The sequence below is a fragment of the Paenibacillus sp. FSL H3-0286 genome (assembly GCF_045040705.1).
Classification (GTDB): Bacteria; Bacillota; Bacilli; order Paenibacillales; family Paenibacillaceae; genus Paenibacillus_AQ; species Paenibacillus_AQ odorifer.
The window spans coordinates 6,049,184-6,065,604 of the sequence record NZ_CP150285.1; the positions used below are offsets into that span (position 1 = coordinate 6,049,184).

Genomic DNA, 16,421 nt, shown 5'->3' on the forward strand with positions numbered 1-16,421 from the left:
GTAAAGCATCTTAGCTTCCCGGCACTTCCTAAACCTTACGAACCCACTTAGAAACGTTTTCTATTACGCTGCTTTCTTTTTCTGACGAACAATATAATCGCAGTTACAATAACCACCACTAAAATGATAAGCACAATCACGATATTCCATACATTAGGCACATAAACCTGCATTTGAATTGGCTCTGTATCCGCTAGTGTAACATTCCAAGTAAGGGTTCTGCCGTCCTCCACATTTGCATTATTGTCTCCATATAAATCCACAGGTAACGTTAATTTAAAGTCGAAAGCCATGTTTTGTAAAAACGCCCGAATAATCGGCTTCGATAAGCTGAGCGATCCCATATTATCCATTATGGTGTCTATGTAACTATTTAATTTGGGCTTCGCCTCAACATCATATTTGGTATAAAACCAATAATCTTTGGTATCTAATTTCAGGTCCACAATATCCAAGTCACCAGAGAGTGCTTTCATTTCCTCAAAAGAGGCATAAGATTTCATGAATTCATAGACTGTAGATTTTCCATCTTGGCTTTTCTCTAGCTCAATCCCCTGATCTTTAAGTTTGTTTACCAGAGCATCTTCCATTTTTCCGCTAATCAACGCTTCTGCCCGCGAATTCACTTTCATATTCACTGCAAAATCTACGCTTCCATTCTTATTCACTGTGACATGCGCTGTTCCTTTAGAACAGCCTGATAATAGTACAAGCATTAAGAGCAGCCCTAGTAACGAAAACCCTCTCCATTTTGACAACAACATTTCCCTCAAACCCTTCACTGACATGTATTTATATAACGGCTACCCATTCTATAAAGGCTACCTCATTTATATCATAGAATCAAACTCTATATGAATGAATAATCAAATTTGAGGACCGTCAAACTTAAACTTTATACGCGCATAAAAAAGAGGCCCTCACAGAAGTAATTACTCATGAGGTAACCTCTTTCAAAAAAGCATCAGCAAATTTGATGTTACTTGGAGTGCTCGTTGTCGCTTGGGTGCACGGTGTTACTTGGACTTTCAAAGTCGCTTTCGGACTCCAGAGCCGTTATTTCCGCACAAACGTCTCTTTTCATAAGCTATCGGACTCCAGTGTCACTATTGACGCAAAATCACCCCATTATGAGCCATTTTACGAGGAATAGCGCCTCTCCAGTCCGAAACTATCCGGAAAAGGCTCTAAATTAGCAAATAGCGGCATCTGAGTCAGAAAGCATAACGCCCTCCCTCCCGCAACCGCCCTACTGCCCCTAAACTAATCAATTTTTAAGTCACAGAGTTGCTCTATGTTAATCGGGATGATCATTGTTACTTGGAGTGCTCATCGTTACTTGGAATGCTCAATTATTACCTAGAGTGCTCGCCGTTACTCAAGATGCTTAATGTTACTTGAACTGCTTAATGTCGCTTGAGATGCACGGTGTTACTTGGACTTTCAAAGTCGCTTTCGGACTTCAGAGCCGTTATTTCCGCACAAACGCCTCTTTTCATGGGCTATCGGACTCCAGAGTCACTATTGGTGCAAAACGACCCCATTAGGAGCCATTTTACGAGGAATAGCGCCTCTCCAGTCCGAAACTATCCGGAAAAGGCTCTAAATTAGCAAATAGCTGCATCTGAGTCCGAAAGCACAACGCCCTACTGCCCCTAAACTAATCAATTTTCAAGCCACAGAGTTGCTCTATATGTTACTTGAAGTGCTCGTTGTCGCTTGGGTGCACGGTGTTACTTGGGCTTTCAAAGTCGCTTTCGGACTCCAGAGCCGTTATTTCCGCACAAACGTCTCTTTTCATAAGCTATCGGACTCCAGAGTCATTATTGGTGCAAAACGACCCCATTAGGAGCCATTTTACGAGGAATAGCGCCTCTCCAGTCCGAAACTATCCGGAAAAGGCTCTAAATTAGCAAATAGCTGCATCTGAGTCCGAAAGCACAACGCCCTACTGCCCCTAAACTAATCAATTTTCAAGCCACAGAGTTGCTCTATGTTACTTGAAGTGCTCGTTGTCGCTTGGGTGCACGGTGTTACTTGGGCTTTCAAAGTCGCTTTCGGACTCCAGAGCCGTTATTTCCGCACAAACGTCTCTTTTCATAAGCTATCGGACTCCAGAGTCATTATTGGTGCAAAACGACCCCATTAGGAGCCATTTTACAAGGAATAGCGCCCCTTCAGTCCGAAACTAACCGGAAAAGGCTCTAAATTAGCAAATAGCGGCATCTGAGTCCGAAAGCACAACGTCATCCCTCCCGCAACCGCCCTACCTACCGCCCGCAACCGCCTTACTACCGCCTCCCGCAATGGCCCTACTATCGCATTACTGCAGCACTACTACCACCCTACTGCCGAAACAAAAACACTACTCCACAAACAACGTCCTACTCTAAAACCACTCCATTGCCCATCAAGCTGGGCTTATAGAGTCCCGCTTATGTGGTTAACGAGGCGCTTCTTTTCCCCGCTCCATGTAGTGAAGCATTCTCTTCACTCAAGCCGGTGTCCGCTTGGCGGAGAACCTTTCGCCCCCTCCAGCGCGCCAAAACAAGCAAACCTCTCACCAATTCGTCGGCTATCATACAACAATAGATACCTATGAGTCCCCAGCCGACGCTGATTCCTAACCAATAGGAGCAGCCCACGCCAATGAGGGACATAGACACGATGGAAGTATACATCGTATAACGCGTATCCCCGATGGCATTCAGCGCGTTGCCGAGGGCCATATTCAGCATTTTGGAGGGCTGAAGCAATAGATTTAGAGCTAACAAAGAAACCCCGATCGCAATAATTTTCGGATCAGATGTGAAATAACCGAGCAGCTGTTTTCCGAACAAGAATAATAACAACATGTTAGCTGACACAATGCTCAAACCAATAAAGAGTGTACGATACGCACTGCGATAAGCTTCTTTCAGTTTGCCTGCTCCGAATAAATGAGCAATCTGTATCTGCCCCGCCAGCGCAAAAGCATAACCAAGCGTGAAGCAAAAGGACTCCAAGGTGTTAAGATACGTGCGTGCTGCTAACGCTTCGGCTCCAAGTGCAGCCAGAAAGGAATACACAATAAGCTGGGAGAATACCCAACAGGAAGAATTGATCCCCAGCGGCCAGGCAATCTTCAGAATTTGCTTGAACAGCTTCCCATTGAATATACGGAAATCTCTAAGTCTAACCTTGATTTCGAAAGAACGCCGGAATAAGGAATAGAGAATAATCACTCCGACCAGTCTACTGACAATACTGGAGATCGCGATGCCCGCAAGGCCTAGCTGTGGCAGACCGAATACACCAAATATAAAAATATAGTTCAGAATTATATGGATGACATTGATTATAATCCCTGTGTACATCGGCCCTTTGGTATTCCCTGTGTTCCGGATAGCGGTACCGAGGGAAGCGATCATCCCGACCATAAAAAGTCCACCGCCGACATAGGAGATATAGACATTCGAAAGTGATAATAGTTCCGGTGCTATATTTAGAACCCCACCAATAGGGCCCGCATAGAAAAACAACACAATACTCACGACAATCCCCAACACGAGGCTAACCGATACTCCCATAATAGCAATCGTGCGCGCTTCACCAAAACGTTTGGAGCCCATTCTCTGTGCGATCAGAATCCCCGCTCCACCCGCAAATGTTGTAAAAAGTGTGGTCAATGCACCGAACAATTGATTGGAAATGCCGACTACGGCGACTGCATCATCAGAGATACGGCTGACCATTAATGTATCTACCGTACCCAGCAGAGTCTGTAGAAATACCTCTATAAATATAGGCCAAGCCAATACCCAGAGTCCAAAACCCTGTCTTTCTTTTTTCACTATACAAACCCTCCTCGTAAACCATACCTATAGACTTAGCCTAAAAAATAACATCTTTATTCATTATGTCAGACTAAATTATAGATGATATACTTTGGATGATGGTACAGATTTCAAACCAATTATTACATTATTCCAACCTCACTAAAAGGAGCTTCTGACATGAACATCTTGAACTTCACCGTTCCTCCGTTGCTGTACTACATTGTGAGCGGATTCCATACTTTCTCCCCCGGCCATTATCATATGAGCCGCCATAATACCCGGGTGTTCGATTTGCTTGTAGTTAAACAAGGCTGTTTATATATGAGTGAAGGCGGTCTCCCTTTTCAAGTAAAAGCGGGTCAGGCGCTCTTGCTTCGTCCAGACAGCCATCATTTCAGTACGGACAGCTGCAAGGAATCCACCTCTTATTATTGGCTGCATTTTCAAACGGTGGGCGACTGGAATATAACCGAGGATACGGCCGCTGCGCTTGAGAAAGACAACGTCAAAATAGAGAACCCCCTGCAATCTGACGAATTTGATATCCGGCCGTTTAGCTTACGCTTGCCTCAATATACAACTCTGCTGCAGCCGTCCAAGATGGAAGAGCTGCTCTCGCAGCTGAATCAGCTTGTGCCTAATTCCCATTTAAGTGATACTCCATTTCAGCAGCAGCTGTTGTTTCAGGAGGTTATACAGCAGTTATCCGCCTCCCTCAGCCATGAGCGCCCCTCGCCCTCCAAAATATGCGCAGAGCAAGCGGCCTCCTATTTACGCAGCCATTTTCGTGAGCATATCACTGCGCAGCAGCTCGGGGAAAGTCTAAGCTTTCACCCTGTATATATCGCTCGTTGCATGAAGAAGGAATACGGCTGTGCGCCGATGGAATATCTGCTGCATTATCGGATTCAGCAAAGTAAACTTTTGCTGATGCAGACCAGCTACACAATTGCCCGTATAGCCGAGGAAGTTGGCTTCAATCAGGCGCCTTACTTCAGCTCCAGCTTTATTCGAATAGAAGGAACCACTCCACGGGAATTCCGTCAACGTTTCTCGTAAATCTGAGTACGTTAAAGAACACAAAAAAAGGGATGCTCCCTGCCATTAGGCTTAAGGAACATCCCTTGCTACTTTTATTATTTCAAACCCTTCTCCTGCACATAAGCATCCCATTGCTTGATATATTCGGTCTGGATTTTTTCAAGGCCGGCTTGCTTAGCCTTTTCCATAAAGGTGGCTAAACCCGCATCAACATCCTCTACTAATCCAGCTTGCAATGGATACAGGTATTGCTTTTCCACCTGCTCTAGTGCTGCTTTTTCCGCCTGATAGGAGGTATAATCCTCAGCAAAACCGGTGAAAATATCCGGCTTCTGAATTTTGTCGAGCTCAGCGAAAATTTCCTTCACGCCATCATAGGATTTATCAAATAGCATGAACTCCGGATTCCGCCAGGCCCAGCCATTCATTCCCTCGCGTGTAAAACCGTTCGTTGAAGCATCTCCAATAAGTTCATAGTAACCGTTCGCATCAATTTTATAGTTCTTTCCTTCCACACCGTATTGTGTCAGCTGATTATAACGTTTATCCATGACCATTTTTTCATAGAAGGCCAGTGCACGTTCAGGGTTCTTGCTGCTCTTCGGAATGGCGAAACCATTATGAATAGGATGAACTGGTGTTGCATAACCAATGGTATTGCCATAAGGATAGTAACCTAGATCCCAATCCGGATGTGCTGCTTTCACCTTCATCAACGTATCGTTGAAGCGAGTCGGATTATCTCCGAAGATGCTTGCTGCCTTGCCCGCGATAATCGGAGCCTGGATGGTATCCTTCAAGTTCAGGACGTTTTTGGAAATCAATCCGTTTTCCTGCCAGCGTCTCATCGTCAGCAGCTCTTCTTTATGTTCCTCCGAGCCCCAATACAGATAAGCTTTTGAAGGATCATCGTACTTAATACCAATACCATAAGGCAGCGGACTGCCGACCTGTGCGGTAAGTGTTGAATATACATCATGAATGTTACCTCTTACATCACTGTTAAAAGAAGCAGGTGACATCTGCGGTTCATTTTTCTTGATTCCTTCCATGTATTCTTCATAGCTAGCCAGATCTGTCGGCTGAGGCAGATTGTATTTCTTGCGCAGATCCTCACGCCATACGAAGCCGTTCGTTACATACTCCTTATAAGTCGCTGGAACGGTGTAAATCTTGCCATCAATCTTCACAGCATCCCACATTTCCTGTGGTACGAATTGCTGGAGTTCTGGGGCAGCTTTGGGCAGCAGATCATCAATAGCTAAAAAAGCTCCCTTTTTCGCATAAGCCTGATATTGTGTCCAGTCCGCAGTGAAGATCAGATCGATTGATTGACCCGACGACAGCAGCAGCTTATATTTCTGATCCCAATCTGTCCAGGTTGTATAGTTGAATTTAACGGTTGCATTCAGATCCTCTTCAGCCATTTTGTTAATTTCCGCTTCAATGCTTGAGAGGTCCTTCGGCGCATCGCCTAGCATATAGAATTGCAGCTCGACCTTTTTGGAAGTGTCCAGTCCGGTCTTCTCCTCAGTCCCTGCGTTCGTACTTTGTGCTGTGTTTCCTCCGCTATTGCTCTCTTTTACCGCCGCATTGTCTCCGTTTGCAGAATTAGAATTCCCCCCGCAGCCTGCCAGCAGCGTCAAGCCCAGTACTGACGTAAGCAGAATAGACATGCGTTTGCCCCGTTGTTTATTCATCTGAATCCTCCCTTTTCACTATGCTTCTATGTTAGCCGACTGTACCTTAACCCGGTAGTGGGCAGGTTGCGGTTCTAACCTTTTACAGCGCCGATGGTTAGGCCTTTAACAAAATAACGCTGAACGAACGGATACAGAAAAAGAATAGGTCCCGTCACGACAATTGCCATCGCCATTTTGGTAGACTCAGCAGGGACCTCCGTAGCCAGTGACACCCCGGTTCCCGCCCCCATCTGTGCGATAAACTGTGCTGAATTAATAACATTGTACAGATAGAATTGCAGCTGATATTTATGCGTATCATTGATGAACAGTGAAGAGGTGAACCAGTCATTCCAGTAATACAAAGCCAGAAACAAACCGACTGTAGCGATGCCCGGCATGGAAAGCTTGAGTACAATCTGCCAGTAAATCCGGAAATCACCGGCCCCGTCTATTTTGCCAGAATCGAACAATTCCTCAGGAACTGCTGATTTGATGAAGTTTTTCATTAAAATGATCAAAAATGGCGTCATCAGACCTGGAAGCACCAGTACCGCATAGGAATCCAGCAGACCGAGGTATTTCGTAATCATGATGTACCACGGGACAAGTCCTCCCCCAAACAAAGTCGTAAAGTATATATAGAAGGAAAAGCTATTTCGATATTTAAAATCTTTACGCGCCAGTACATAACCCGCCATAGTCATGAAAAAAAGTCCCATTACCGTTCCAATAGCAGTTGTGCTGACTGTGACCGCATATGCCCGCAGCACCTCATCCGGGAAGATGAATACCGTCTTGTAGCCCTCCAGTGAGAACTGTGCCGGAATCAGATGATAGCCATCGCGAATAATGGACTCATTGCTGGTCAAAGATGCAGAGATAATTAGCAAAAAGGGCAGCAGGCAAGCGATCGATAAGCCAATAATGACCACATAGGCAATCCAATGAAGCATTCGCGTATATTTATCCTTTTGAATTTTCATTTCTTATCCTCCTAGAACAGGGCGTAGTCATCGTTTATTTTGCGGATAATGTAGTTGACCGTCATAATGAGGACGAAGCCGAACAAGGATTGATAGACCCCGGCAGCCGTTGCCATGCCCACATCAAAGGTTACTTTAAGCGAACGGTATACATAGGTATCAAGGATATCCGTCGTATTGTAGAGCAGCCCGTTATTGCCTATTAATTGATAGAAAAGATCGAATTGGCCCTTCATAATACTCCCGAGCGCAAAGAGCAGCAGCACCACAAAGGTTGATTTCAGCATCGGCACCGTTATATACCAAATCCGTTGGAAAATATTAGCGCCATCAATTTTGGCCGCTTCATAATATTCGTCACTAATCCCCGTAATCGCCGCCAGATAAATCACCATACTGTAACCAAGATTTTTCCATAGATAAAAGATAATGATCAGAAAGATCCATGCCCAAGGTTTACTGTAAACGTCGACCGGATCAAGGCCAAATTGGGTAAGCATTGTATTTAAGAAACCGCTGTCATAATTAAACAAGTTGTAGACAATTACGCTGAGAATTACAAAGGATACAAAGTAAGGCAGAAACATTACCGATTGGCTAATCTTTTTAAACCATTTTCCATTGAGCTCACTCAGCAGGATCGCACAGACAATTGCCAGCACATTCCCTAGTACAATAAAAGCAATATTGTATCCTATCGTGTTCATCGTGAGCTTCACCAGCGTACCGGATCTCCAGAGGAACTCGAAATTCTGTAATCCCACAAACTTGGAGTTGAACATGCTGCTGTTGAAGTCGAATTGAGTGAACGCATAATAGATGCCTACCATTGGAAAATAGGAATTCACCAGAAAAAAGATCAAGGTGGGCAGCAGCATCAGAAACATTACCCGATTGTGCACCAGCTCATACAACAATCCTTTCTTCTTTCTTGTCGTTCGTAAGCGTGCTCTACCATCAGCCTGGATGCCAAGTTCGACGTTTGAAATTCCTTTGGATGAGGTTTGGCTCAAGATCTCTCACTCCCCTTAATATAGAAACTGCATAATTCCACTATAGGGGGATTCTTCTGAACACAGAAGTGAAGCTTACAAGCCTTACTGCTCAAACTGGCGAAACAGGAACTGAACAATCAGGATGTTTATGTAAAAGTCTTCGGAGACCCACTGAGCTTCTCAAGCTTCGCTAACTCCTTATAATCCTTGTAGAAAAGACTGTTTTGTACACGAATATTTAATTTGTTCACTCCCTTCAGATTGGAAAAATGCAGGATTCTAAGGTTGCTCCACTGTTCTGTTCACTCTTGGGGACTTATAATAAAGGAACTTCATAATATGAATTCATCCAGAGTCTTGTCCGAGTAAGTCATATGATGATCAGGGGGGACGGTATGAAGAATAATGATCTACGGAGAAAAAGACTACTGTATGGCAAGCTGCTCACCACCATAACCCTATGCATATCGTTAACCCTTCTTATCTCTACTTTTGTTTACTATACGTACTACATCGGCGTCGAGAAGACGCAAACCTTTCGCTCCGATCTAAGGGATCTGACCCAGACTGGCAAAAAAGTGGTCAACATGGCTGAAGTCGCGCAAACGCTTTCATTTCAACTGTATCGAACCAGCACGATTTCTCATCTGTTGTTCTACAACAAGCCCTCTATTTATGAGGTAACCGCGGCGATGTCCGATCTCGGAAACTACTTAAATTCCATGCCTTATATTGAATCCATCTATGTATATAATCCGAATAATGACACGGTTTATATTTCGGCAGCACAGGGCCAGAATGGCGTATTCACCACCCGCGAACTGGTGGACACTGAAATTATTCAGATGCTGAATCATTATCAGGATTACAAAACATTTACGCCGATTCCGCGAACCTATTCCATAGATGAACCTGAGAAAAAAACCATCTCAGTCTATACTTACCTTTGCTATGATGCGATCAATTGGGACCGCTCTATTAACTCTGCGGTTATTGTTAACATATCCGCGGCTTGGATCAATAAAGAACTGGCTAACGGCAATACACCCGGTAGTGGCAGTACCTACATTTTGGATGACCAAGGCCGTTTTCTGTCGGGGAATAAGCTGACATTGGAGAAGCTCTCCGGGGATGAAAACAGTTGGCTGGAGCATCAAGTAAAAGCACGTTCTGCCGGCTATTTTACTGCCCCTTTTAGAGGGAATAAATCACTGGTGTCCTATACTTCGCCCGATTCGCTTGGCTGGCAATATGTGCGCATTACTCCTTATGAGGTAATTACTGAACAGACCAATCATATCCGCAATACTACGCTTCTGATTTCTTTAATTATTTTATTGTTCGGTCTTGTTATTTCTAGGGTACTGTCCAAACGGCTTTATCTGCCGATTGATTCGATCGTAAGCCGAATGAACACCCTTGAGGCAGATAAACGCAACAGTATGTTTACGATCAGGCAGAACTCATTACGCAATCTGGTGCTTGGCATTAAATCTCCTCATAACAGCCGGCAAAATGATGTTCAACAGCTGGGTATTTCTTTTAATTTAAACGAGGGCTACCGGCTAGTATTACTACGCATTGATGAGTACGAAGCTCTGCGAAAGGAACGAGGCTCTTATCTCCTTCCGTACAAGTTTGCCATCATGAATATTGCCTCAGAGATCTGTGGACAGACTTATCAGGTGGAAACTGTAGATATGAATGACGATAGTGTGGTCATGTTGCTTAGCAGCATGACCTCCACTGAGCATCTGGATACCGAGCTGATTGAAGTGCTGCTGCGGCAGATCCGTGTGGCCTGTTGTGATTATTTAAAAATCGGACTGTCGTTAGTGTACAGCCCTATCAGTGATAATCCAGATGTACTAAACCGGCTGTACAGTCAGGCCAGAGAAGCTTCCAAACATAGACTGTTTTATGGTCATGGCAGCCTGATCAATGCTGAGCGAATTAGCGAGCTTCAGAACAATCTTTACTCCTACCCGGCTGACAGCGAGAAAAAGCTGGTCGATGCGCTCACAAGTGGCAGAACAGACGAAGCCCGCAGTCACTTCTCCGAAATGGTACGTGAAATGGAGCAATATCCCTATCATGTGCTGGAACTTACTGTTTCAAGGGTGACGCTAACGATTAAACGAATTGTCGATAACATCAAGAAGCTTAGTCCTACCCCCACCGAAGGGATGATGGTGATGCCTTCGCTTGAACATTATGAAACAATAGAAGAATTTGAGGCAGCTTTTTACCAGCTTTTTGATCATATTCAGGAATTCCAAGCGGATAAGCGCAGCTCCAAGCAAAGCGATCTAATCCGGCAAATTAACCAAACCATTCAGCAATCTTACATGGACCCTTGCTTAAGTCTGAACCAAATTGCCGATGAACTTAATATGTCTCCAATCTATGTCAGCAGACTTTATAAGCAGCAGACCCTAACCACTATTGTGGATGTCATCATGGAGGTACGGATGAAGGAAGTATGCCGCCTGCTTGTAGAGAGTGATTTATCGGTATCGGATATTGCTGAAGTAACTGGCTTCACCAGCAGTTCTTATCTCCACCGGATGTTCAAACGCAACTTCAGCCTTACACCAATAGAATTCAGACGGACCAAAAACAGTTCATAACATGAATCACCTATCCCCCAAAAAGAAAGGTGCTCCAGCAGCCATTACATTGGCCTTTGGAACACCTTTCGATATCAAAGGAAATATTAAAATACCTTCGCAATATTTGCTTCATTCTCACCTGCAACAATGGTGTATTCTTTGGTCAACAGATTAGCTTCAAGCTTCGCCACACTGTTTTCATTTTTCCAAGTGATGTTCAGCTCATTCTCACTACCTTGTTCAATCTTGATCTCACCATTAAAAGCTGGACAGCTATTTCTGAATTTCAACAATGCGAACAGCTTCTGAACAACAGGACGTTGTACCTCAGCAGCAATTTCATCTTTAGAATAATAATGGCGGTTAATATTGCGTCCTTCTTTTGTGCTTTCGAGCAGCTCAATATCATTCTCGCCAGCGAATAGACCTACATAATAAATCTGTGGAATACCAGGGGCGAAGCACTGAATAGCTCTGGCCAAAAGATATGCCTGATCATCATTGCCAAGTGCAGAATAATAAGTGCAGTTAATTTGATAAATATCCAGATTATTATAAGCGGCAGAGCTATATTTTTTCTTAACATTTGCTCCTTGGCTATATAGGCTTTCTCTGGTCATCTCAGCTTCTTCGTCGGTCATCAGATCCTTAACATCCACTACGCCAATGCCGTCATGTGTATCCAGGGTAGTGAATTGTTTTCTCGGACAGATTTCCAGCCAATGCGCAAGCCGATTTACTTTTCCACTGTATAGAGCATGTAATACCAACATTGGCAGGGCGAAATCATAGACATAATAATCCTTGTCTGCAATCTTCAATTGAATGCTGTAATGCTCATGGATTTCCGGAAGAACAGTTACGCCATAAGGCTCCACTACTTCTTTAGACAAATTCAACATTTCCCAAATATCCGGTTCTACGAAAAAGCAGTTGGTACCCATCTTTTTGTTGGCATAGGCAAAAGCGTCCAGCCGGATAATCGATGCTCCTTTATCAGCAAGGAAGGTCAGATTGTCTTTTACAAATTTCTTCGTAGTTTCCGTAGTCACGTCCAGATCGATCTGCTGCTCATCAAACGTACACCAAACCTTTTCCTTCGTCCCATCTTTAAAGGTAACCTCTACGTATGGCGCCCGCGGTTTACGTTTATAAATTAAATCCACATCAACCTCAGTTGGTTCACCGTTAGGCCAGAAATCCTTGTACCGAATAAATAAATCCTTGTACTGCGATGCATCCTTCTTCTCAAGGAAATCTTGAAAGTATGGAGACTGCTGTGAAATGTGATTGATCATGAAATCATACATCATGTAGAACTTCTCGCTCATCTCTTCGATTTCCGCCCAGTCGCCAAAAGCCGAATCAACCTTCGTATAATCCATCGAAGCAAATCCCCGGTCGCCCGAAGAGGGGTAAAACGGCAATAAATGAACCCCACCCACGACTCCTTGCAAGTGTGTCTCCAGTACTTCGTTTAGTTCTTTTAAATTGTTTCCCATGCTATCTGCGTAAGTGATAAGCATAGCTTCATTTTTAATCTGCATATTGGCGTTCTCCTTCTATTTCAATTTATACACCCTTGCTTCATAAGGTCTGAGAAATCATCAAACTAACGCAACTTATGAAAGCGTTCTCCTAACGATCTTGTTCCTCCCTAGATGAAGGTTTATTCAAAACCAATTTTATAGATGCGCAAATAATATGTCAAACGTTTTCATATAATTAAATCAATAAAATATGGGTATAATGATTGATTTTTAATATTATATCTAAATATTTGTGGTAACGTATAACATACCTATTATAACTATCAAAAACTATCTATGCTTTTACAATTGTTAGTCTCGATTAGTGTCAACAATCCAAGAAAGTTGTAGAATATAGATTAGAGCATTTTATGAAACGGGGATGAGGGTATGGCAAGTATTAAAGATGTTGCCAAGGAGGCGGGCGTTGCTGTAGCTACCGTGTCCAGAGTAATGAACAACCGGGGATATATCAGCAAAGAGACGCGTAAAAAAGTTGAAAAAGCGATGGACGCCTTAGATTATCATCCTAATCAAATCGCCAGAGCCTTACAGAAGAATCAATCCTTTTTTATTGGGATTATTGTTCCAGATTCAAATCACCCTTTCTTTTCCGATCTCATCAAGTATGTTGAAATGAGTGCTAATGAAAAAAACTATAAATTGCTAATATGCAATTCTCTTGACGATCCTGAGAAGGAAGCCAACTATATTAGCATGCTTCGCCAGAATCAAGTAGATGGCATTATCATGTGCAGCCACACCATGAATATTGAAAGCTATAAAAAGGTCCCTTTCCCTATTGTCTCTTTTGACCGTTTTATTTCCTCCAATATCCCTTGTGTGGGATCGGATAATTACCGCGGTGGTGAGCTAGCTACCGAACATTTGATACAGCTGGGCTGTAAACGGTTGCTACATATCTCCGGCCCGCTAGATCTGGATATTCTAGCGAATCGTCGTCGGGATGCTTTTGTCATCACAAGTATGAAACATGGTGTAACTTACGATATTATCGAAGGCGCGCACAACAAGCTTACCTTTGATTATTTTTGGTCCTTTGTCACCGAAAATATCTCTCCGGCCCAACTTCGAGAATATGATGGAGTATTTTGCAGTAATGATATTGTGGCTTATGCTTTATACATTTATGCTGAACAGCAAGGCATTCGAGTGCCCGAGCAACTGAAAATCATCGGTTATGATTACCACAGCTTTACCCGCATGCTTCAGAGTCCTAAATTGACTACCATTATGCAACCTAGTGATCGGATCGGGGTCATGCTGACCAATACTCTCCTGCAAATGATCGAAAGTGCTGACGGAGAGCTAATCAACAACACTACTGTAGACGTAACTCTCATTAAAGGAGAGACTACTTAACGTATCTATTAAAAAGGTAGACTACCGTAATTAGCGGTGGCCTGCCTTTTTTGTATTGCTTCATTAATAACGACTTTCAGGAATAACGGCTTTTAGGGCGATTTTTGTAACAACTTCCGCTTCTCAGAATATGCTGATTGGGCAGGTTCCCATTTTTCAAAGGAATGAACAGGAGAAGTTCAAGGAGGAGATATAGAAATATGCCTGATTACAGACCATTTAAAGGCGATGCTATCCTAAACAAGCATGGAAGGATCAGCAGTCCTATTAGAAAGAGGGAGTGTAACGCACTATTAAAAATAGTCACTGATCTCTCTGCAGTGGTACCCCCCGTACTTACGAATCCCACAACACTTCATATTGCCAATCTACAAAGAGTGTTAAGAGAACTATTGGAATTCTTGCATACCTCTAAGTTATGCAGTCCTTTTAGAACTGAGCTACTTTCTGTAGTAGAGATAACCATTGTATCGACCGAAGTCAGTCCCTTCTCTGTCGTAAGCGTGGGCACCAATCTTCAACTGTTGTTAGCTGAGTTATTATCTTTTATTCTCGCCACGAAGATTGACTCTAATTGTAAAGATCAGTTGATTATTCAGATCAGACATATTCAAGCTTCTATTACACAAGCAATCGGATTGCCTATTAAAGGTGCGACTGGACCTCAAGGGCCACAGGGACCTCAGGGTCCGCAAGGAGCGCAAGGGGTTCCGGGCGTAAAGGGAACCACCGGGGCAGGGCTGCAAGGAATTGTTGCTTTTAATCCTGCATTAAGCCCTACTTATCCAGCAGGTCAAGTAGTAACCTTTAATGGCAGTACCTATATTGCTATTGTTGCTGGACCAACGGGAACACCTGGAAGTTCACCAGACTATTTATTAATTGCTGGTGGCTCCACAGGCCCCCAAGGACCGCAAGGACCACAAGGCCCTCAAGGAACGCCTGGACTTCAAGGACCTCAGGGACCACAAGGGGTAGGGCTGCAAGGGATTGTAATCTTTAATCCTGCACAAAGTCCTACTTATCCAGCAGGTCAAGTAGTAACCTTCAATGGCAGCACCTATATAGCTACCGTTTCCGGACCTACTGGAATACCCGGGAGTTCACCAGATTACTTGTTAATCGCTGGTGGCGCGGTGGGACCGCAAGGACCACAGGGTGTGCAAGGAATTCAAGGGCCAACAGGTGCGCAAGGACCAGCAGGTCCAGGTGTAGGAGCAACGGGCGCGACTGGTTCGACGGGTGCTGCCGGCTTGGCGGGCCCTGCCGGTGCAACGGGCGCGACTGGCGATCCGGGCGCGGTCGGCGTTGCCGGAGCTACGGGGGCCACAGGGGCGACGGGTGATCCGGGGGCGGTCGGCGTTGCCGGAGCTACGGGTGTAACGGGTGCCACGGGTGATCCGGGGGCGGTCGGCGTTGCCGGAGCTACGGGTGCCACAGGGGTGACGGGTGATCCGGGGGCGGTCGGCGTTGCCGGAGCTACGGGTGCAACGGGCGCGACTGGTGATCCGGGGGCAGTCGGCATTGCCGGAGCTACGGGGGCGACTGGAGCGACTGGTGATCCCGGCGCGGTTGGAGCTACTGGCATTACCGGAGTCACTGGTGCAACCGGTAACGGTGCAATTATTCCTCTGGCATCCGGAGGACCTATTATTATGACCACGGTTTTGGGTGGTTTGGTTGGAACAACAAGTCTTGTAGGCTTCGGAAGTTCAGCCACAGGCATTTCGCTTGTTGGCGGTAATATTGATTTGACAGGTACTCTCCTTGGACCGCTTATCAACTTTGCATTCTCAACTCCTCGAGCAGGAGTAATAACTTCCATTGCTGCTTACTTCAGTAATACCATAGCTTTATCGCTGCTTGGTACTACGATAAATGTAACAGCACAGTTGTACCAATCGACCACACCAAATAATACATTTACTGCTATTCCAGGGGCAATAGTACCGCTCCCACCTATCACAGGTACTATAAATCTAGGAACTTTTGTCAGCGGAATTACGAATGGTATCAATTTTGCTGTAACTCCACAGACACGTTTGCTTATGGTATTCTCAGCCACCGCTACAGGCCTCACCCTTGTAAATACAGTCACTGGTTATGCAAGTGCTGGCTTTACGATTGTATAATCACTAAAACAAATTTTAAAAAAGCATCTGCGATTCCTTTTGAAGGAGGTGGCAGATGCTTTTTTTGTAATATGCGGATTCAACTCTTGATCTTTCGGACTCAGATGCCGCTATTCGTTAATTTATCACTGTTTAGAGAGATTATCGGACCTGAGAGGCGCTATTGGGCAGAAATGGTGCTCAGTAGTGTCTATTTTGTACTAATAACGCCTATGGAGTCCTATAGCAACTCAAAAATAGGAA

General features: G+C 44.4%; 10 protein-coding genes. 4 read left to right on the forward strand and 6 right to left on the reverse strand.

The genetic code is table 11. From position 1 onward, the window contains the following. Positions 1–47 precede the first annotated feature (47 nt). A complete protein-coding gene (locus MHB37_RS26975) occupies positions 48–764 on the reverse strand; it encodes a hypothetical protein (RefSeq protein ID WP_175619988.1) in 717 nt (238 codons plus the stop codon). A gap of 1,671 nt (positions 765–2,435) precedes the next feature. Beyond that, the gene (locus MHB37_RS26980; protein ID WP_405169625.1) at positions 2,436–3,836 is read right to left on the reverse strand and encodes an MATE family efflux transporter; all 1,401 of its coding nucleotides are present in this window, start codon (positions 3,834–3,836) and stop codon (positions 2,436–2,438) included. Positions 3,837–3,995: 159 nt separating this feature from the next. Here MHB37_RS26980 and MHB37_RS26985 point away from each other — a divergent pair, with 159 nt between their 5' ends. Continuing rightward, a complete protein-coding gene (locus tag MHB37_RS26985) occupies positions 3,996–4,877 on the forward strand; it encodes an AraC family transcriptional regulator (protein WP_076194140.1) in 882 nt (293 codons plus the stop codon). 77 nt (positions 4,878–4,954) lie between these two features. On the opposite strand, the gene MHB37_RS26990 is transcribed toward MHB37_RS26985, so the two are convergent. From MHB37_RS26990 to MHB37_RS27000, 3 genes are all read right to left on the reverse strand, one after another. Continuing rightward, entirely contained in the window at positions 4,955–6,565 is a 1,611-nt protein-coding gene (locus MHB37_RS26990) for an extracellular solute-binding protein (RefSeq protein WP_341088817.1), read from the reverse strand. 68 nt (positions 6,566–6,633) lie between these two features. Next, positions 6,634–7,527 (reverse strand): carbohydrate ABC transporter permease, encoded by an 894-nt coding sequence (locus MHB37_RS26995; RefSeq protein ID WP_036685379.1) that lies wholly within the window; start codon positions 7,525–7,527, stop codon positions 6,634–6,636. Positions 7,528–7,538: 11 nt separating this feature from the next. After that, the gene (locus tag MHB37_RS27000; RefSeq protein ID WP_094903677.1) at positions 7,539–8,414 is read right to left on the reverse strand and encodes a sugar ABC transporter permease; all 876 of its coding nucleotides are present in this window, start codon (positions 8,412–8,414) and stop codon (positions 7,539–7,541) included. Between the two features lie 503 nt (positions 8,415–8,917). Between MHB37_RS27000 and MHB37_RS27005 the strand changes: the two genes are divergently transcribed. Continuing rightward, on the forward strand, positions 8,918–11,152 hold the full coding sequence (locus MHB37_RS27005) for an AraC family transcriptional regulator (RefSeq protein WP_076128035.1): 2,235 nt from the start codon (positions 8,918–8,920) through the stop codon (positions 11,150–11,152). Between the two features lie 86 nt (positions 11,153–11,238). Here MHB37_RS27005 and gtfA read toward each other — a convergent pair whose 3' ends face one another. Beyond that, positions 11,239–12,681, reverse strand: a complete 1,443-nt coding sequence (gene gtfA / locus MHB37_RS27010) for a sucrose phosphorylase (RefSeq protein ID WP_405168705.1) — start codon at positions 12,679–12,681, stop codon at positions 11,239–11,241. Between the two features lie 372 nt (positions 12,682–13,053). Here gtfA and MHB37_RS27015 point away from each other — a divergent pair, with 372 nt between their 5' ends. Together MHB37_RS27015 and MHB37_RS27020 are read left to right on the forward strand one after the other, a co-directional pair. Continuing rightward, the gene (locus MHB37_RS27015; RefSeq protein WP_076128039.1) at positions 13,054–14,046 is read left to right on the forward strand and encodes a LacI family DNA-binding transcriptional regulator; all 993 of its coding nucleotides are present in this window, start codon (positions 13,054–13,056) and stop codon (positions 14,044–14,046) included. A gap of 200 nt (positions 14,047–14,246) precedes the next feature. Then, the gene (locus MHB37_RS27020; RefSeq protein ID WP_405168706.1) at positions 14,247–16,178 is read left to right on the forward strand and encodes an exosporium glycoprotein BclB-related protein; all 1,932 of its coding nucleotides are present in this window, start codon (positions 14,247–14,249) and stop codon (positions 16,176–16,178) included. Positions 16,179–16,421: the final 243 nt, after the last annotated feature.